This window comes from Agromyces marinus (assembly GCF_021442325.1).
GTDB classification, from domain to species: domain Bacteria; phylum Actinomycetota; class Actinomycetes; order Actinomycetales; family Microbacteriaceae; genus Agromyces; species Agromyces marinus.
This window is the reverse complement of sequence record NZ_CP087879.1, coordinates 314330-331199: the sequence shown is the minus strand read 5'-3', so window position 1 is coordinate 331199 and position 16870 is coordinate 314330. Positions and strand designations below refer to the sequence as shown.

Sequence of the window (16870 nt, the reverse complement as noted above, 5' to 3'; positions counted from 1 at the left end):
TTCCCTCCGAATCCGCCGAGCGCCCGAGAGGCCGCGGGTAGGATGGTCCGTCGTGAACACGCGCACCCCGATCAAGCAGCTCGCCGCCCTCCCCGACGGGCCGGTCACCGTCGCCGGCTGGGTCGAGACGGTCCGTGATCAGAAGAAGGTGCAGTTCATCATCCTGCGCGACGAGTCCGGGGCGGTCCAGCTCGTCAACCCCGCGACGCGCGAGGTCGAAGACGGGGCGGATGCCGCGGCATCCGCTCGCCTGGCCCTCACCGAGCAGATCTCCGCGCTCGGGCACGGCACGTTCATCACCGTCACCGGCGACCTCAAGCACGACGAGCGCGTCAAGCTCGGCGGGCTCGAGGTCAAGATCGGCTCGCTCGAGATCGTCTCCGAGGCAGAGGAGACGCCGATCGCGGCCGACTCCAGCCTCGACAAGCGCATGGACTGGCGCTTCCTCGACCTGCGCCACCCCAAGCAGAACCTCATCTTCCGCGTGCAGACCACGTTCCTGCACGCCCTCCGCAGCTACTGGGTCGAGCGCGACTGGGTCGAGATCCAGACCCCGAAGCTCATGGCCTCGGCATCCGAGTCGCGCGCCGAGCTGTTCGAGCTCGGCTACTTCGAGGGCAAGGCCTACCTCGCGCAGAGCCCGCAGTTCTTCAAGCAGATGGCGCAGCCCGCGGGCCTCGGCCGCGTCTTCGAGGTCGGCCCGGCCTTCCGCGCCGACCCCTCGTTCACGTCGCGTCACGCGACCGAGTTCACCTCGATCGACGCCGAGATGAGCTGGGTCGACTCGCACGAGGACGTCATGGCGATGCACGAGGAGCTCCTCGTCGCGGGCTTCACGGCCGTCGTCGCCAAGCACGGCGACGAGATCCGCGAGCTCTTCGGCGTCGAGGTCGCCGTGCCGACCACGCCGTTCCCGCGCATCCCGCTCGCCGAGGCGAAGGAGATCGTCGCGTCGCGCGGCTACGTCGTGCCCCGCGCCGACGCCGACATGGACCCGGAGGGCGAACGCCAGATCTCGGCGTACGTCAAGGAGACCTACGGCCACGACTTCGTGTTCCTCACCGACTACGCCTCGAGCATCCGGCCCTTCTACCACATGCGCCGCGAGGGCGACCCGGGCGTCACGAACTCGTACGACCTCATCTACAACGGCGTCGAGATCTCGACGGGCGCGCAGCGCGAGCACCGCATCGACGTGCTCGTCGAGCAGGCGAAGGAGAAGGGCCTCGACCCGGAGGAGCTCGGGTTCTACCTCGACTTCTTCCGGTACGGCGTGCCGCCGCACGGCGGCTTCGGCATGGGACTCGCGCGCCTCATGATGCTCATGCTCGACGAGCACTCGATCCGCGAGACGACCTACCTCTTCCGCGGCCCGACGCGCCTGCAGCCGTAGCGGTCCGCGGCATCCGTTCGGCAGACTCGGGGTGTGGATGCCCTGCTGCTGTCGTTCGCGCTGACGCTGATGGCCGCGATCCTCATATCGGGGATCGCGCACCGCACGGTGCTGTCCACGACCGTGCTCTTCCTCGTCGCCGGCTTCGTCCTCGGCGAGGGCCTGCTCGGCGTCATCGACCTCGAGGCGACCGACCCGACCGTCACGACGGTCTCATCGCTCGCGCTGTTCATCGTGCTGTTCACCGACGGGCAGGAGATCGGGTTCCGGCAGCTGCGGTCCGCCTGGAAGCTGCCGGGCCGCGCCCTGCTGCTCGGGATGCCGATCACGTTCGTCATCACCACCGCCCTCGGCATGTGGCTGCTCGGCTTCACCCTGCTCGAGGCGGCCCTCGTCGCCGCCGTGCTCGCCCCGACGGACCCCGTGTTCGCCTCGGCCATCATCGGCCGGGGTGAGATCCCGCACCGGGTGCGGCACCTGCTCGGCGTGGAGTCCGGCCTCAACGACGGGCTCGCACTCCCGGTCGTGCTCATCCTCATCGCGACGGCGGGCGGACCCGATGTCGAGGCGATCGTGCTCGTCGAGGAACTCGTCCTCGGCATCCTCGTCGGCGTCGCCGTGCCGCTCGTCACGTCGTGGCTCGTCCGCCGCAGGATCTTCGCACTGACGCCCCTGTACGCCTCCCTCACGCCCGTGGCGGTCGGGCTCATCGTGCTCGGCATCTGCACGGTCACCCACGCGAACCTCTACCTCGCGGCATACGCGGCGGGCATCACGATCGCGAGCGCGGCTCCCGAGATGCGCGTCGCGTTCCGCGACTTCGGTGGGCAGCTCTCGGAACTCGTGAAGCTCTTCGCGATCCTGATGTTCGGCGCGCTCATCTCGCCCGAACTGCTGCTGTCGGTTCCGTGGACCGCGTACCTCTTCGCCGTCCTGCTCATGGTCTTCGCCCGGCCCGTGGCCGTGCAGATCTCCCTCATCGGCAGCGGCCTGCCGTGGGAGGAGCGCGCGACCGCGGCGTGGTTCGGCCCGAAGGGCTTCGCCTCGGTGCTGTACGGCCTGCTCGTGCTGCAGAGCGGCACCCCGGAAGCCGCGTACCTGTTCCACGTGATCGTCGTCGCGATCGCGCTGTCGATCATCGCGCACTCGTCGACGGACGTGCCGATCGCGGCCTGGTTCGCCCGCCGCGAGGCCGAGGATCGGGTGCGAGCGGATGCCGCCCCGGCCCCTGAACCTCCGGCCTGAGCCTCCGGTTTGAGCCGTCTCAGCCGCGCGCGAGCAGCGCGGTCTTCAGGCGCACGGGATCGATGCGCCAGTACCCGTGCACCTCGTCGTCGACGAGCAGCACCGGGATCTCCTCGGCGTAGCGCTCGCGGAGCGCGTCGTCATCGAGGATCGAGAGCTCTTCCAACGTGGTCGCGGGAGCGCCGGGGGTGGCTGCGAGCTCTTCGCGCACGCACCCGACCACCTCGCGTGCATCGTCGCAGAGGTGGCATCCGGGCTTGCCGATGAGCGTGAGGCGGATGTCGGGGCTGGGGGTCACCCCGCCAGACTACGTCGCTGCGCCCCAACGATCCCAGCCGGGGCCGCCACGGGACGACGAACGGCGCCGACCCCGAACGGGGCGGCGCCGTGGCCGTGGTCGGAACGACCTACTTCTTGTTGCGACGCTGGTGGCGCGTCTTGCGAAGCAGCTTGCGGTGCTTCTTCTTCGCCATGCGCTTGCGACGCTTCTTGATGACGGAACCCACGAAAACCTCACAAAGATCAGGGGCGGCCACGCGAGCCGCAGCCGTGGAGCGGAAACGCCCCGCGGTAGTCTAACCCACTCGCCTGAACGGCCGCGTCGGGCCCGGGCGCGGGGCCGCCGCGCGCCGGTGCGCCGATGCCTCGGTTCACGCGGTGCCTCGGTTCACGCGACGCCTCGGTTCACACGGTGGACTGCGCCACTCGCACGGCGGCCCGCGCCACTTGCTCGGCGGATTGCGCCACTTGCGCGGTGGACTGCGCCACTTGCTCGGCGGATTGCGCCACTTGCTCGGCGGATTGCGCCACTTGCTCGGTGCTGCACCAGGAGAACGGGTGCACAGCCGCGCAAGTGGCGCACACGACGCTGGGCGCGGCGGGCTGGGGTCGAGCGCGGCACGACGAGCGCGGGAGCGCTGCGCGGGAGCGCTGCGCGGGAGCGCTGCGCGGGAGCGCTGCACGGCGGACTGCGCCACTTGCTCAGTGCCGCACCAGGAGAACGGGTGCACAGCCGAGCAAGTGGCGCACACGACGCTGGGCGCGGCGGGCTGGGGTCGAGCGCGGCACGGCGAGCGCGGCACGGCGAGCGCGGGGCCGCTGCGCGGGAGCGCGGCACGGGCGCGGGCGCAGCGCGGCGCGCAGGGCGCGGGCGCGGCGGGGTCGCGCGGCGCGGCATCCGCTAGCTTCGAAGGATGCCGCTCCGGGATCGATCCGCGCTCGTCATCCGCACGACGCGCGAGGACGACTGGCGCGAGGTCCGCGACCTGCGACTCGAGATGCTGCGCGACACGCCCATCGCCTTCGGCGACACGCTCGAACGCGCGGCGACGTACGACGAGGCCGAGTGGCGCACGCGCGCGAAGCGCGGCGAATCGAACGAGCAGACCGTGATCGTCGCGATCGAGCGCGAGCGCTGGGTCGGCACCATGGGCTGCTACGTGCCGGATGCCGCGACGGGCCCGCTCCTCGTCGGCGTCTACGTCTCGCCCGACCGTCGCGGCGAGGCCGTCGGCGTCACGGCCGCCCTGCTGGCCGAGATCGAGCGGTGGGCGGCACTGCGTTCCGACACGCTGCGTCTCGAGGTTCACGAGGACAACCCGCGCGCCCGTCGCTTCTACGAGCGTCACGGCTTCGTGCTGAGCGGCAGCAGCCGTCCGTACGAACTGGAGCCGGGCGGGCTGGAGCTCGAGATGGTCAAGCGCCTCGGCGCCCCGCGCGAACGCAAGCGCTAGCGACGGCCGCGTGCGCGGCGAGCGCCCGTGCCGGCGCTACCGGCGGCGCTTCGGCGCGACCACGGCCGACACCTGGTGCGCGGTCTCGGCGAACGCCTTGCCGAGGGCGGAGGCGAATGCCCGCTGGTCGTCGTTGAGCGGGATCTCGAGGTCCTCCGCGTCGGCGCCGGCGAGCGTGGCCGCGTCGGCCGCGGCATCCGTCGTCACGAACGGGATCAACCAGTCCTCGAGCAGTTCGAGCGGAGCCCGGTCGAGCCGGTAGTAGCGGTGCTGGCCCTCCTCGCGGACCGCGACCAGGCCGGCCTCGCGCAGGACCTTCAGGTGCTTGGACACGGTCGGCTGGCTCACGCCGAGCGCGGTGACGATCTCGCCCACGCTGATCTCGCCACCGGACTCCGGCTTCGTGGTCTCGCGATCGAGCAGGACCGCGAGGATGTCGCGCCGGGTCGGGTCCGCCACCACGTCGAAGATGTCCGCCATGGTGCAAGGGTAGTCAGTCCGCGACGGGGGCGGGGAGTACCATGACTCACGCGTCGAGCGGATGGAGGGCTGATGGCCGCGCAAGCCGTGGGTCGTCGGGGTCCCGCCCGGCGCTCGTGGCTCATGCGCGTCCGCGCCTTCGGCGGCGGGATCATCCGCAGCTCGCCGTCGCGATTCGCGATCCTCGTGTTCGCGACGCTGGTCCTGCTCACGACCGCGCTGCTCTCGCTTCCGCTCGCGCGCGCCGGCACCGGCACCGGGGGCACGCCGCTGTACGACGCGTTCTTCACGGCCGTCTCGACGATCTGCGTCACCGGGCTGACCACGGTCGACATGGCCACCCACTGGTCGCCGTTCGGCAATGCGGTCATCTTCATCGGCATGAACATCGGCGGCATGGGCGTGCTCACGCTCGCCTCGATCCTCGGCTTCGTGATCTCGCGGCGGCTCGGCCTTCGGGCCAAGCTCATCGCCGCGAGCGACACCAACCCGTCTCGGGCGCACGCCGGCCCGGTGTCGGAGCGTCAGGCGATCCGGCTCGGCGAGGTCGGCGGGCTCCTTGCGACCGTCGCGGTGAGCACGCTCGCGATCGAGGCCGTGATCATGGTCGGGATGATCCCGAGCGTGCTCGCGAAGGGATACGACTTCGGCACGAGCCTGTGGTACTCGGCGTACTACGCGGTGAGCGCGTTCACCAACACCGGGTTCAATCCGAACCCCGAGGGGCCGGTCGAGTTCTTCGACGACTACTGGTTCCAGTCGCTCATGATGATCGCGGTGTTCCTCGGCAGCCTCGGCTTCCCCGTGATCTTCGCGCTCCTGCGCACCTGGAGCTCGCCGCGGCGCTGGAGCGTGCACGTGAAGCTCACGATCACGACGACCGTCGCGCTGTGGTTCGCCGGCGCCATCACCTTCCTCGTGCTCGAGTACGACAATCCCAGGACGTACGGTTCGTTCGGATTCGGCAAGACCCTCTACGAGGCGTTCTTCATGTCGACCATGACCAGGTCGGGCGGTTTCGCGACCATCGACATGGCCGACATGTACGGTTCGAGCCTGCTCGTGACCGACATGCTCATGTTCGTCGGCGGCGGGTCCGCGTCCACCGCGGGCGGGATCAAGGTGACCACGCTCGCCGTGCTGTTCCTCGCCGCCTACGCGGAGGCGCGCGGCAAGCCGGCGATGGAGGCGTTCGGCCGCCGCATCCCGCGCGACATGCTGCGCCTGGCGGTCAGCGTCGTGCTGTGGGGCGCCACGATCGTGGCGGTCTCGACGGTGATCATCACCCAGATCACGAAGTCTCCGCTCGACTTCGTGCTGTTCGACGTGATCTCGGCGTTCGCCACGTGCGGCCTCTCGACCGGGCTCACCGAGTCGTTGCCGCCCGAGGGCAAGTACGTGATGGCGCTGACGATGTTCATGGGGCGTGTCGGCACGGTCACCCTCGCTGCGGCGTTCGCCGCGACCCAGAAGCGCCAGCTGTTCAAACGACCGGAAGAGAGGCCCATCGTTGGTTGATCGCATCAAGCACGACGCGCCGGTGCTCGTCATCGGCCTGGGGCGGTTCGGCGCCGCCACGGCCGGCCAGCTCGACCGGCTCGGCCGCGAGGTCCTCGCGGTCGACGAGGACGAGAACCTGGTGCAGAAGTGGGCGGAGCGCGTCACGCACGCGGTCGTCGCCGACGCGAAGTCGCTCGACGCGTTGAAGCAGATCGGCGCGCAGGAGTTCTCGATCGCGGTGTGCGCGGTGGGATCGTCGGTCGAGGCATCGGTGCTCATCACCGCGAACCTCGTCGACCTGAAGATCCCGCAGATCTGGGCGAAGGCGATCTCGAGCTCGCACGGCAAGATCCTCGAGCGCATCGGCGCGAACCACGTCATCTACCCCGAGCGCGAGGCGGGCGAGCGGACGGCGCACCTCGTGTCGGGCCGCATGCTCGACTTCATCGAGTTCGACGACGACTTCGCGCTCGTGAAGATGTACCCGCCGAAGCCGATCCGGGGCAAGACGCTCACGGAGTCGGGCGTGCGCTCACGCCACCGCGTCACCGTGGTGGGGGTCAAGAGCCCCGGCAAGCCGTTCACGTACGCGACCGAGCACACGGTCGTGACCACGCACGACCTCATCATCGTCTCGGGCACCGAGGGCGACATCGAGAAGTTCGCGGCGCTCGAATAGGGCGGGCGGGGCGGATGCCGCGGGGCGGATGCCGCACCGACGGATCCGTCCGCCGGGCTCAGGCGACCGCGCCGGCGACGGTCGACGCGACCGTCGCGGCGACGCCCACGACGAGCAGGATCACGGCGAGCGTTCCGAGCACGCGCGGCACGTGCGACGACGCCTCGAATCGCAGTCGTTCGGGGGTGCGTCGCCGGACCCAGCCGACGAGTTCGCCCTCGTCGCCGTGGCGCGCGTGCTCGTGGGCCTCGAGGGGGCGCTCATGGAACTCGCCGCCGGCGAACCAGCGGACGAGGTCTCCGTCGGGGCGCTGGAGGATCGCGACCTCGGTCGGATCCCACGTCCCGTCGGCCATCCGTGCGAAGGCGAACGCGAGCAGCAGCGCGAGCCCGGAGGTGAGCGCGATCCACGCGACCACCTCGCCGGCCAGCGCGATGACGTCGAGCGGTTCCATGGGCGACTCCTGATTTCATCGTGAGCGTACCTGCGCCCGGGGCGGTCGCCGTGCACGCGACACGATCCGGCTCGCGTCGGCCGCCTACGCTTGATGACGTGGACTGCGCCTACTTCGACGCGGGGCGCTGCCGGTCGTGCACGCTCATGGGTCGGCCGTACCCTGCGCAGCTCGCGGAGAAGCAGGCGCGCGCCGAGGACCTGCTGGCGCCGTTCGATGTGGCCGAGTGGGCGCCGCCCGTCGCCTCGGGCGAGCGCGACTACCGCAACAAGGCGAAGATGGTCGTCGGCGGCACGGTCGACGCGCCCACGATCGGCATCCTCGACGCCGACGGCCACGGCGTCGACCTCCAGGCCTGCGGCATCTGCTCCCCCGGTCACCGCGCCGCATTCGGGCCGATCGCCCGGTTCATCACGCTGTCGCGCATCACGCCCTACGACGTGCCGCGCCGCACGGGCGAGCTGAAGCACCTCATCGTCACCGAGTCGCCCGACGGCGAGCTCATGATCCGCTTCGTGCTGCGCTCGACCGAGCCGGTGGCGCGCATCCGCAAGCACCTGCCGACGCTGCTCGCCGACCTGCCGAACGCGCGGGTGGTGAGCGTGAACGTGCTGCCCGAGCACAAGGCCGTACTCGAGGGCGAGCACGAGATCGTGCTCACCGAACAGCAGACGCTCGCGATGCGCCTGAACGACGTGACGATGCACCTGCGCCCGCAGAGCTTCTTCCAGACGAACACGACCATCGCGGCGGCCCTCTACGCCGAGGCGCGCGACTGGATCACCGACCTCGCACCCGCCTCGGCATGGGACCTCTACTCGGGCGTCGGCGGCTTCGCGCTGCACCTCGCGGGCGGCGACCCCGACGAGGGCCCCGCCGTCACCGGCATCGAGACGAGCGTCGAGGCCGTCGCGAGCGCGGAGCTCAGCCGAACGGATGCCGCGCTCCACCGGGTGCGGTTCGAATCCGGGGATGCCACGCGCTTCGCGCTCGACGCCCCGGCCGACGAGGCGCCCGACCTCGTGGTCGTGAACCCGCCGCGTCGCGGCATCGGCGCCGAGCTGAGCGGATGGCTCGAGGCATCCGGCATCCGCCACGTGCTCTACTCGAGCTGCAACGCCGTCTCGCTCGCGAAGGACCTCGCCGCGATGCCCTCGTACCGGCCCGTTCGGGCGCGCGTGTTCGACATGTTCCCGCAGACGCCGCACTTCGAGGTCATGACGCTGCTCGAGCGGCGCGGCTGAGGCAGCGCCGTCGTCGTTCCGGTGCGTGACGGCCGCGAGCGTCAGCGTGCGAGGGAGGCCGTGAGCCGAGCGAGTTCGGCGAGGCGCTCCTCGCGCGAGCGCGGCACCCCCGGCACGCCCGGCCGCTGCTGGTCGGGTCGAGGGCCCTCGAGCGGGCGGTAGTCGACGCCCTGCTCGGCCAGCCAGGAGAGGTACGCGGGCAGTCGCGTCGCGAACGAGCCCCAGTCGAGCGGGCCGCCGTTCCAGGCGACCTCGGCGAACGCGCCGAGGCGAGGGAAGACCGCGTAGTCGAGGCGATCGCGGGTGTCGAGGTGCTCGGTCCAGACGTTGGCCTGCACGCCCGCGACGCGCTCGGCGAACCCGTCCGGCGCCGAGTCGGGCACGGGGTCGAACGCCGCGACGTCCTCGAGCGAGAGCACGGTGCCGACCGGGATCGGTTCCTCCGCGGCATCCGACTGCCGGTAGTCGAAGTAGGTCCACAGGTCGGGGCAGAGCACGACGTCGTGCCCGAGGCGCGCGCCGAGCTCGGCACCGACCGGTCCGCGCCATGACGCGACGACGGCGTCCGAGGGCAGCGGCGGCACCGCCGCCGCGGCATCCGCTCCCTCGAGCATCTCGTCCCACCCGATGACGCGACGTCCGCGCCCGGCGAGGTGGGCGGCCACCCGCCCGAGGAACCACGCCTGCAGCTCGTCCTCGTCGGCGAGGCCGCGCTCGGCCATGAGCTCCTGGGTGCGCGGGTCGTCGCGCCAGCGCCGCTTCTGCGCCTCGTCGCCGCCGATCCCGACGACGTCGGAGTCGAACACGTCGCACAGTTCGTCGAACACGGTGCACACGAACGCGACCGTCGACTCCTCGACGTTCAGCACCTCGTCGCTGATGCCGAAGCGCGTCCACGGCTCGGCGACGCGCGCGCGCACCGCCTCGACCCCGCCGACCCCGAACTCGGGGTGGGCGGCGAGGATGGACTGCGCGTGGCCCGGCACGTCGATCTCGGGCACCAGGCGGATGCCGCGTGCCGCCGCGTACGCGACGAGCTCGCGCAGTTCGGCCTGCGAGTACGCCCCCTGGTGCGGCACGCCGTCGAGCGTCGCCGACGGCCCGTGGCCGACCTGCGACGCCGACCTGCGGCCGCCGACCTCGGCCAGGCGCGGGTAGGCGCGCACCTCGAACCGCCAGCCCTGGTCGTCGGTGAGGTGCAGCTGCAGCACGTTGAGCCCGTGCGCGGCGAGCAGGTCGATGAATCGCCGCAGTTCGGGCAGCGGGCGGAACCGGCGTGCGACGTCGAGCATCACGCCGCGCCAGCCGAACCGGGGGTCGCCGTCGAGGTCGAGCGGCGCGCGCGGTGCGAGCGGCGCGATGCTCACGCCCCGGCCGCCAGCTCTCGCGCGCGGGCGAGCGCGGCATCCGTCGCCCGCGCGAACAGGTCGGCGAGTCCGGCGTCCTGCAGGACCGCGACCGCACGTTCGGTGGTGCCCTTCGGGCTCGTCACCCGACGGCGCAGCTCGGCAGGGTCGTCGTCGGATACCGCGAGCAGCTCGCTCGCACCCCGGAAGGTGCCCTCGACCATGGTTCGCGCCTGCTCGGTCGTGAACCCCTTCGCGACTGCCGCCTTCGTCAGCTCCTCGATGAGCAGGAACACGTACGCCGGCCCGGACCCCGAGATCGTCGAGAGCGCATCGAGCTGCGACTCGGGGACCACGAGCACCTCGCCGACCGTCTCGAAGAGCGACACGACGAGCGCGAGGTCGGCCTCGCTGGAACGCGTGCCCGCGGAGACGCCGGTGACGGCGCGGCCGACGACGGCGGGCGTGTTCGGCATCGTCCGCACGACCGAGACCTGCTCGGGCAGGTGCGCCTCGAACGTCGCGACCGTGACGCCCGCCGCGACGCTCACGACGACCGCGCCCGGTTCGAGGGCGTCCGCGATCTCGTCGAGCAGGCCCGGCACCATCGCGGGCTTCACGGCGACGACCACGAGCTTCGCGCCGTCGACCGCGGTGCGGTTGGCCGCGGCATCCGTCTCGGTCGCGAACGCGCGCACCCGCGGCTCGTCGTCGAACTCGGCCGCGCGCTCGGCGCTGCGGTTGGTGGCGCGGATGCCGCCCTCGACCGCGACGTGCGGAGCGAGCAGCCCGGCGAGGATGGCGCGGGCCATCGACCCGGCCCCGAGGAAGGCGATCGCGGGCAGTTCGACGGTCGGGGTGGTGGTCATGGCAGCCATCCTAGGATTGGCGCATGAGCGCATCCGGCGGCACGAAGGCGATCCTGGCGGCATTCCTCGCGAACACGGGCATCGCGATCACCAAGTTCATCGCGTGGTTCTTCTCGGGTTCGGCGTCGATGCTCGCGGAGGCCATCCACTCGGTCGCGGATGCCGGCAACCAGCTGCTGCTCTTCGTCGGCGGGCGCCAGGCGAAGAAGGCCGCCGACCGCGAGCATCCGTTCGGCTACGGCCGCGAGCGGTACGTGTACGCGTTCGTCGTGTCGATCATCCTGTTCTCGGTCGGCGGCATGTTCTCGATCTACGAGGGCATCGACAAGCTGACCCACCCGCACGAGCTCACGAACGCGTGGCTGCCCATCCTGGTCCTCCTGATCGCGATCCTGCTCGAGTCGTTCTCGCTGCGCACCGCGGTCGTCGAGTCGAACAAGGTGCGCGGCAGGCAGAGCTGGGTGCAGTTCGTCCGGCGCGCCAAGGCGCCCGAACTGCCCGTCGTGCTGCTCGAGGACGTCGCCGCGCTCACCGGCCTCGTGTTCGCCCTCTTCGGCGTGGGCCTCACGGTGCTGACCGGCGATCCGCTGTGGGATGCGGTCGGCACGCTCATGATCGGCACGCTCCTGATCGTGGTCGCGATCATCCTGGGCGTCGAGACGAAGAGCCTGCTCGTGGGCGAGGGCGCGAACGAGAGCGATGCGGCGAGCATCGAGTCCGCGATCCTCGCCGGCCCGGAGGCCGAGCGCATCATCCACATGAAGACCCTCTACCTCGGTCCCGACGAGCTGCTCGTCGCCGCGAAGGTCGGGTTCCATGCCGACCAGCGGCTGCTCGAGGTCTCGACCGCCACGAACGTCATCGAGCGGCGCATCCGAGATGCGGTGCCCGCGGCCCGCGTGATCTACATCGAACCCGACGTGTACGTCGATCCGAACCTGGCCGCGCCGCCGACCGACGCGATCGTCATCAAGGGGCTCGAATGACGGATGCCGCCGGCACGGCCGGCACTCCCGTCGCCCTGGTGCTCCGCCACGACTCCGCGATCGGCCTGGGCAACCTCGGCCCGACGCTCGAGGCGCACGGCTACGAGGTGCGCGTGTTCGACGCCCCGACGGGCGACGTGACCGCGATCGACCCCCTGACCGCCGACCTCGTCGTCGTGCTCGGCGGCGACGAGGGCGTGTACGAGGCCGACGAGTACCCCTACCTCGCGGCGGAGCTCGACCTGCTCCGCGCCCGCATCGCGGCCGAGGCTCCCGTGTTCGGCGTGTGCCTGGGCGCCCAGCTGCTGGCTGCCGCCCTCGGCGCCGACGTGTACCGCGGGCCGCGCAAGGAGGTCGGCTGGCTCGGCGTCGAACTCACCGAGGCCGGCGAGGACTCCCCCGTCCGCCACGCGGCGGGCGCGCGCTTCGTGCAGTGGCACGGCGACACGTTCGACCTGCCCGACGGCGTCGAGCGCCTCGCCGGGTCGCCGCAGTACGCCAACCAGGCGTTCCGGCGCGGCGACTGGCTGCTCGCGGTCCAGTTCCATCCCGAGGTCACGCACGAGATCCACGAGGACTGGCTCGCGGCCTGGCGTGACGAGCTGCCCGAGCACGGCCTCTCGGTCGAGGGCATGCGCGAGCTGCAGGCCTCGTGCGGGCCGGGAGCTGCTGCGGCGTCCGCGGCGATCCTGGGCGACTTCGTGGATGGGCTCGCGACGCGGCGGACGCTGCCCCGGGCCGGCTGAGCCCGGGCACGAACGCGCACTGGGGCTGAGGCGGAGGCCCCGCGCCGTTCGGTCAGCGGCCGGCGCCCAGCCCGTGGTCGCGCGCGGCGGCCACCGCCGCCGCACGGTCGCGCAGGTGCAGCTTCGCGAGGATCATCGCCACGTTGTTGCGCACCGTCTTCTCCGCGAGGAAGAGCGAGACGGCGATGTCGCGGTTGGACCGACCCGCCGCGATGTGGGCGAGGATCTCGGTCTCGCGTTCGGTGAGTTCGGGGAACGGGCGGGTGCGCTCTCGGTTCGGAGCGGATGCATGCTGCACCAGTCTCGCGCCGACCTCGCCGGAGAACACGGTGCCCCCCGTCGCGACGACGCGGATCGCCCTCGCGATCTCGTCCCGTTCGGCGTCCTTGAGAAGGTAGCCGCTCGCGCCCGCGCGGAGCGCGGCCAGGATGGCGTCGTCTCCGGCGTCCATGGTCAGCACGAGGGTGCGCGTTCCGGGGAACCGGGCGCTGATCTCGGCGACCGCCGAGACGCCGTCGGTTCCCGGCATGGCGAGGTCGGTCAACGCGACGTCGGGTGCGCGGTCGGCGACGAGCCCGACCAGCTCGGCACCGTCCGACGCCTCGCCGACGACATCGACGTCGCCCAGCGCTTCCAGCGCCGCACGCAGCCCGAACCGGTACATGGGGTGGTCGTCCGCGATCACGACCCGCACGGTCATCGCTTCGCTCCGGGCAGGCCCGCGTCCACGGGGTGGGGCAGCGTGAGGGTGATCACGGTGCCGGCGGCGGACGATCGGATGTCGAGGGCCCCGCCGAGCTCGTCCGCCCGGGCTCGCATCGACGCGAGCCCCACCCCGGCGGCCGGACCGGCCGGCATTCCGCTTCCGTCGTCGCTCACGCGCGCCGTCACCGCTCCATCCGCCTGCCCGATCTCCACGAGGACCGCTCCCGCTCCCGCATGCTTGTGGGCGTTCGCGACGGCCTCGGCGACGACCCGGAAGATGCCGTCCTCCACTCGAGGCGGCAGCGACGGCAGCTCCCCGGCATCGACCGTCACCGGCGCGGCGCCGTGCGTCTGCGAGAACCGACGGCGCAGGGCGGACGCGAGGTCGCCCTCATCGAGGTCGGCCGGCCGGAGGTCGTCGATGACGCGCCGAACCTCCGCGACGGCGCGCTCCGACTCGTCGCGGAGCACGGCGGTGATCGCGACGGCGCGCTCGTCGTCTCCCGTCGCGTGCGCGTCGACGAGTGCCTGCAGCCCGAGCCTCAGGCCGGTGAGCGAGGGGCCGAGTCCGTCGTGCAGGTCGCGGCGCACCCGGTCGCGGGCGACGGCGGATGCCTCGACCACGGCGTCGCGCTGTCCCTCGAGTTCGTCCGCCAGGCCCGCGGCCCGGACGCCGAGCGCCACCGTCCCCGCCATCGCCTCGAGCATGGCCGTGTCGGCGCGCGAGTAGCTCCCGCCGCGCGCCGGGGCGAGGAGCTCGAGCCGGCCGATCACGGCCCCACCGATCGAGAGGTCCACCGCCAGGGCGGCCGTGGCATCCATGTCGCCGGTCGACGCGACGACCTCACCCGCGCCGACGCGGATGCGCGCCCCTTCTGCACGGAACGTCGCGGCGACTTCCCGGACGACCGCGCTCAGCAGCTCGCCCTCGCCCGACGCGACGGCGGCGCCGAGGTCCGCCACGGCACGCACCGGGTCGGCCCGCTTGCCGTACACGAACAGGTCGACCGCGCGCCGCACGCGCGAGTGCAGCGGGAGCAGCACTGCCGCGACGACCGCGGCCGCGATCACGGACGGCAACGTCGAACCGGTGAGCCCGACGCCGGAGATCGCGGTCGCGACGAGGTACACCCCCGCGATCGCGACGGTCATGACCCCTGCGGTGATCGCGCGCGGCACGGCGGTCTCGATGTCCAGCAGCCGATACCGGACGATCCCGACGGCGATCGCGACGGGCAGGAGCAGCAGCGCCGACGCCTGGAGTGCCATCGCGACCGCGGAGTCGCCGAGCGCCGCGGTGACCAGGACGGACACGACCGCGACGAGCAGCCACGCCAACTGCTGGCGGAGCGGGTGCCGCGCCCGCGCGAGCCGGACGACGCACAGCGCCCAGCCTCCGAGCACGCCGGAGCCGAAGAGCAGCCAGGGCAGCCACAACGCCCACCAGGGCTGCGCGTCCGACGGCGGAGGCCCGAACGGCCAGGTGACCTGCGGGTCGACCCGCGCGTGCAGCACCTGCAGCTGGGCGAGCAGCGCGCCCACCGCGGTGAGCGAGGCCACGGCCCCGGGCACCCGACCGGAGATGGTTCCCGTGGGGTACAGCACCGGGAGGAGGCCGATGAGCAGGAAGATGCCGAGTCCCCCCAGCCCGTCGACCACGATGCCGACGGGCGATCCGGTCCACTCCAACCACCCGGCCCGGCCTGCGATCTCGCCGGCGACGCCCGCCTGCGTGCCGAGTCCGACCCCGGCGAAGATCCAGCCGAGCGGGTGCCCGGGCCGCTTCGCGACCAGGTAGGCACCCACCGCGAACCAGGCCGCGCCCACGAGCGCGAGCGCGACGGCAGCCGCACCGGCGACGACGTCCGCGCCGTCGCGCGCCAGCACCGTGACCTCGCCGGCGACGGCCACGACGGTGAGCACGAGCACGACGACGGTCGCGATCCCGAGCCCCCACCTCCGCCTGGCCATGCACTCATCTTCTCCGGCCACGACGTCGACCACCAGAGACGCGCGTCCCGGGCTCGCGGGCGATCCGCCCGAACGGTCGCCCGGCGACGGGCATGGTCGGGCCCGGGAGCACTGGGCTCGGGCGCGCCGGGCGCGCCAGCATGACGACGACCGGCGCACGAGGCGCCGCCGACGAAGGGAATCGACATGACCGAGACCGTGCGCGAACACGAGACGAAGCCGAGCGGTCGCGGTCGCGGCATCCGTCTCGTGGTCTTCCGGATCCTGATGGTCCTCATCGCGCTCCTCCACCTCGTCGGGTTCGGCGCCTGGCGCGGGGTGCTCGCACCCTGGGTCGTGCTCCCGGACGACGTCGACCACGGGTGGGAGCGCACGCCCGAGCTGCACCGACTGGCGGACGGAGCGGCCGGCGCGATCTTCGTCGCCGTCGCCGCGGCAGCGCTCGTGCTGGCCGTGCGCCCCCGGGGTTCATCGGGCCTGGCGGCGTGGCTGGCATCGGCCCTTGCGCTGACCGGCGGGTTCTCGTGGCTGTCCGCCCTGATCCAGGGGCACGACGACGTGCTGTCCACCCTGGTGTTCTCGGTCGTGTGGATCGGCCTCGTCGCGGCCGTCTTCGTCTGGCTGCACCCGGAGGGGCGCGACGTGCTCCGGGGAGGCTCGACCGATGCCGACCGCCCCGCGCGCAGCCTCCGGCTGATGCTCGGCGTGATCACCGTCGCAGCGCTCGTCGGCCTCGCTGCCACCGTGGTCTGGCGTGCGAGCGGCGGCACGTTCGAGGACCCGCAGGAGGACGACCTGTTCAGCCTCGTGTACTTCTGCACGCTCTGGGCCCTCGGCGGGTTCCTCGCCGGGCGCGGCCGTGCCGGGTGGCGGGCGCTCGCGGTCATCCTGCTCGCCGGGGCGGCGTACGCCGTGGTCGGCGGGCTGTCGATCGCGATCGCCTGACGCCGGGCCCGCAGCGGATGACGCCCGGGCCGACTCGTCCCGCCCGGGCGCCGCGTCAGGCCGGGCGCGGTCGCCGCGCGGGATCCTCGAAGAAATCGAGCAGCAGGCGGGACGCGGCATCCGCCTCGACACCGGCGACGACCTCGGCGCGGTGGTTCAGCCGCCGATCGCGCAGCACGTCGTAGACCGACCCGGCGGCACCGGCCTTCTCGTCCCAGGCGCCGAACACGACGGTCGGCACGCGTGCGGCGAGGATCGCGCCCGCGCACATCACGCACGGCTCGAGCGTGACCACGAGGGTGCAGTCGACCAGGTGGCGGTCCCCGATCGCGCGGGCCGCCTCGCGGATCGCGAGGAGCTCGGCGTGCGCGGTCGGGTCGCCGAGGCGCTCGCGTTCGTTGCGCCCGGTCGCGACGATCTCGCCGTCGCGCACGACGACCGCGCCGACGGGGACGTCGCCGGTGGCGAGGGCAGCGGATGCCTCGGCGAGCGCGCGGGACATCCACTCGATGTGCTCAGGGCGGTGCACCGGCATCCGTTCGCCCCTTCTCATCGGCGGAACCCCCGCAACTAG

General features: G+C 72.2%; 18 protein-coding genes. 9 read left to right on the top strand and 9 right to left on the bottom strand.

What is annotated here, in order from left to right:
* Nucleotides 1–52: 52 nt before the first annotated feature.
* Nucleotides 53–1393: an aspartate--tRNA(Asn) ligase gene (gene aspS / locus DSM26151_RS01615; RefSeq protein ID WP_234660689.1), complete on the top strand. Its 1341-nt coding sequence runs from the start codon at nt 53–55 to the stop codon at nt 1391–1393.
* A 33-nt stretch (nt 1394–1426) separates the two neighbouring features.
* Nucleotides 1427–2638, top strand: a complete 1212-nt coding sequence (locus DSM26151_RS01610) for a cation:proton antiporter (RefSeq protein ID WP_234660688.1) — start codon at nt 1427–1429, stop codon at nt 2636–2638.
* Between the two features lie 19 nt (nt 2639–2657).
* Here the strand turns inward: DSM26151_RS01610 and DSM26151_RS01605 are convergent, their stop codons facing one another.
* Both DSM26151_RS01605 and DSM26151_RS01600 read right to left on the bottom strand, forming a co-directional pair.
* Nucleotides 2658–2936 carry a glutaredoxin family protein gene (locus tag DSM26151_RS01605; protein WP_234660687.1) on the bottom strand — a complete coding sequence of 93 codons (279 nt, stop codon included), beginning with the start codon at nt 2934–2936 and terminating at the stop codon, nt 2658–2660.
* 109 nt (nt 2937–3045) lie between these two features.
* On the bottom strand, nt 3046–3144 hold the full coding sequence (locus DSM26151_RS01600; RefSeq protein ID WP_003792170.1) for a 30S ribosomal protein bS22: 99 nt from the start codon (nt 3142–3144) through the stop codon (nt 3046–3048).
* A 687-nt stretch (nt 3145–3831) separates the two neighbouring features.
* On the opposite strand from DSM26151_RS01600, the gene DSM26151_RS01595 reads away from it, so the two are divergent.
* Nucleotides 3832–4371 carry a GNAT family N-acetyltransferase gene (locus DSM26151_RS01595; protein WP_234660686.1) on the top strand — a complete coding sequence of 180 codons (540 nt, stop codon included), beginning with the start codon at nt 3832–3834 and terminating at the stop codon, nt 4369–4371.
* A gap of 36 nt (nt 4372–4407) precedes the next feature.
* Here the strand turns inward: DSM26151_RS01595 and DSM26151_RS01590 are convergent, their stop codons facing one another.
* The gene (locus DSM26151_RS01590; protein WP_234660685.1) at nt 4408–4851 is read right to left on the bottom strand and encodes an ArsR/SmtB family transcription factor; all 444 of its coding nucleotides are present in this window, start codon (nt 4849–4851) and stop codon (nt 4408–4410) included.
* Nucleotides 4852–4923: 72 nt separating this feature from the next.
* Between DSM26151_RS01590 and DSM26151_RS01585 the strand changes: the two genes are divergently transcribed.
* A complete protein-coding gene (locus tag DSM26151_RS01585) occupies nt 4924–6369 on the top strand; it encodes a TrkH family potassium uptake protein (RefSeq protein ID WP_407651003.1) in 1446 nt (481 codons plus the stop codon).
* Nucleotides 6362–7030: a potassium channel family protein gene (locus tag DSM26151_RS01580; RefSeq protein WP_234660684.1), complete on the top strand. Its 669-nt coding sequence runs from the start codon at nt 6362–6364 to the stop codon at nt 7028–7030. The genes DSM26151_RS01585 and DSM26151_RS01580 overlap by 8 nt, the downstream gene beginning before the upstream one ends.
* Before the next feature lie 58 nt (nt 7031–7088).
* On the opposite strand, the gene DSM26151_RS01575 is transcribed toward DSM26151_RS01580, so the two are convergent.
* Nucleotides 7089–7484: a hypothetical protein gene (locus DSM26151_RS01575; protein ID WP_234660683.1), complete on the bottom strand. Its 396-nt coding sequence runs from the start codon at nt 7482–7484 to the stop codon at nt 7089–7091.
* A 98-nt stretch (nt 7485–7582) separates the two neighbouring features.
* Here DSM26151_RS01575 and rlmC point away from each other — a divergent pair, with 98 nt between their 5' ends.
* Complete coding sequence (rlmC, locus tag DSM26151_RS01570; RefSeq protein ID WP_234660682.1) at nt 7583–8728, top strand: 23S rRNA (uracil(747)-C(5))-methyltransferase RlmC; 1146 nt, start codon at nt 7583–7585, stop codon at nt 8726–8728.
* 41 nt (nt 8729–8769) lie between these two features.
* Here rlmC and DSM26151_RS01565 read toward each other — a convergent pair whose 3' ends face one another.
* Both DSM26151_RS01565 and proC read right to left on the bottom strand, forming a co-directional pair.
* Nucleotides 8770–10095, bottom strand: coding sequence for a beta-N-acetylhexosaminidase (locus DSM26151_RS01565; protein WP_234660681.1), 1326 nt, complete (start codon nt 10093–10095; stop codon nt 8770–8772).
* A complete protein-coding gene (gene proC, locus DSM26151_RS01560; protein WP_234660680.1) occupies nt 10092–10943 on the bottom strand; it encodes a pyrroline-5-carboxylate reductase in 852 nt (283 codons plus the stop codon). The genes DSM26151_RS01565 and proC overlap by 4 nt, the downstream gene beginning before the upstream one ends.
* Nucleotides 10944–10966: 23 nt before the next feature.
* Between proC and DSM26151_RS01555 the strand changes: the two genes are divergently transcribed.
* The gene (locus DSM26151_RS01555; protein WP_234660679.1) at nt 10967–11929 is read left to right on the top strand and encodes a cation diffusion facilitator family transporter; all 963 of its coding nucleotides are present in this window, start codon (nt 10967–10969) and stop codon (nt 11927–11929) included.
* On the top strand, nt 11926–12675 hold the full coding sequence (locus DSM26151_RS01550) for a glutamine amidotransferase-related protein (RefSeq protein ID WP_234660678.1): 750 nt from the start codon (nt 11926–11928) through the stop codon (nt 12673–12675). The genes DSM26151_RS01555 and DSM26151_RS01550 overlap by 4 nt, the downstream gene beginning before the upstream one ends.
* 52 nt (nt 12676–12727) lie before the next feature.
* On the opposite strand, the gene DSM26151_RS01545 is transcribed toward DSM26151_RS01550, so the two are convergent.
* Both DSM26151_RS01545 and DSM26151_RS01540 read right to left on the bottom strand, forming a co-directional pair.
* Nucleotides 12728–13375, bottom strand: coding sequence for a response regulator transcription factor (locus tag DSM26151_RS01545; protein WP_234660677.1), 648 nt, complete (start codon nt 13373–13375; stop codon nt 12728–12730).
* Complete coding sequence (locus DSM26151_RS01540) at nt 13372–15351, bottom strand: sensor histidine kinase (protein ID WP_234660676.1); 1980 nt, start codon at nt 15349–15351, stop codon at nt 13372–13374. Before DSM26151_RS01540 ends, DSM26151_RS01545 begins: the two co-directional genes overlap by 4 nt.
* Before the next feature lie 186 nt (nt 15352–15537).
* Here DSM26151_RS01540 and DSM26151_RS01535 point away from each other — a divergent pair, with 186 nt between their 5' ends.
* Complete coding sequence (locus tag DSM26151_RS01535) at nt 15538–16296, top strand: hypothetical protein (protein ID WP_234660675.1); 759 nt, start codon at nt 15538–15540, stop codon at nt 16294–16296.
* Between the two features lie 55 nt (nt 16297–16351).
* Here the strand turns inward: DSM26151_RS01535 and tadA are convergent, their stop codons facing one another.
* Entirely contained in the window at nt 16352–16831 is a 480-nt protein-coding gene (gene tadA, locus DSM26151_RS01530; protein WP_234660674.1) for a tRNA adenosine(34) deaminase TadA, read from the bottom strand.
* Nucleotides 16832–16870 lie beyond the last annotated feature (39 nt).

Coding starts and splice junctions, on each gene's coding strand:
- DSM26151_RS01595 (WP_234660686.1), top strand. CDS start 3,832: ATGCCGCTCCGGGATCGATCCGCGCTCGTCATCCGCACGACGCGCGAG.
- DSM26151_RS01590 (WP_234660685.1), bottom strand. CDS start 4,851: ATGGCGGACATCTTCGACGTGGTGGCGGACCCGACCCGGCGCGACATC.
- DSM26151_RS01535 (WP_234660675.1), top strand. CDS start 15,538: ATGACCGAGACCGTGCGCGAACACGAGACGAAGCCGAGCGGTCGCGGT.
- DSM26151_RS01545 (WP_234660677.1), bottom strand. CDS start 13,375: ATGACCGTGCGGGTCGTGATCGCGGACGACCACCCCATGTACCGGTTC.
- DSM26151_RS01540 (WP_234660676.1), bottom strand. CDS start 15,351: ATGGCCAGGCGGAGGTGGGGGCTCGGGATCGCGACCGTCGTCGTGCTC.
- proC (WP_234660680.1), bottom strand. CDS start 10,943: ATGACCACCACCCCGACCGTCGAACTGCCCGCGATCGCCTTCCTCGGG.
- DSM26151_RS01585 (WP_407651003.1), top strand. CDS start 4,924: ATGGCCGCGCAAGCCGTGGGTCGTCGGGGTCCCGCCCGGCGCTCGTGG.
- DSM26151_RS01550 (WP_234660678.1), top strand. CDS start 11,926: ATGACGGATGCCGCCGGCACGGCCGGCACTCCCGTCGCCCTGGTGCTC.
- DSM26151_RS01575 (WP_234660683.1), bottom strand. CDS start 7,484: ATGGAACCGCTCGACGTCATCGCGCTGGCCGGCGAGGTGGTCGCGTGG.
- DSM26151_RS01555 (WP_234660679.1), top strand. CDS start 10,967: ATGAGCGCATCCGGCGGCACGAAGGCGATCCTGGCGGCATTCCTCGCG.
- tadA (WP_234660674.1), bottom strand. CDS start 16,831: ATGCCGGTGCACCGCCCTGAGCACATCGAGTGGATGTCCCGCGCGCTC.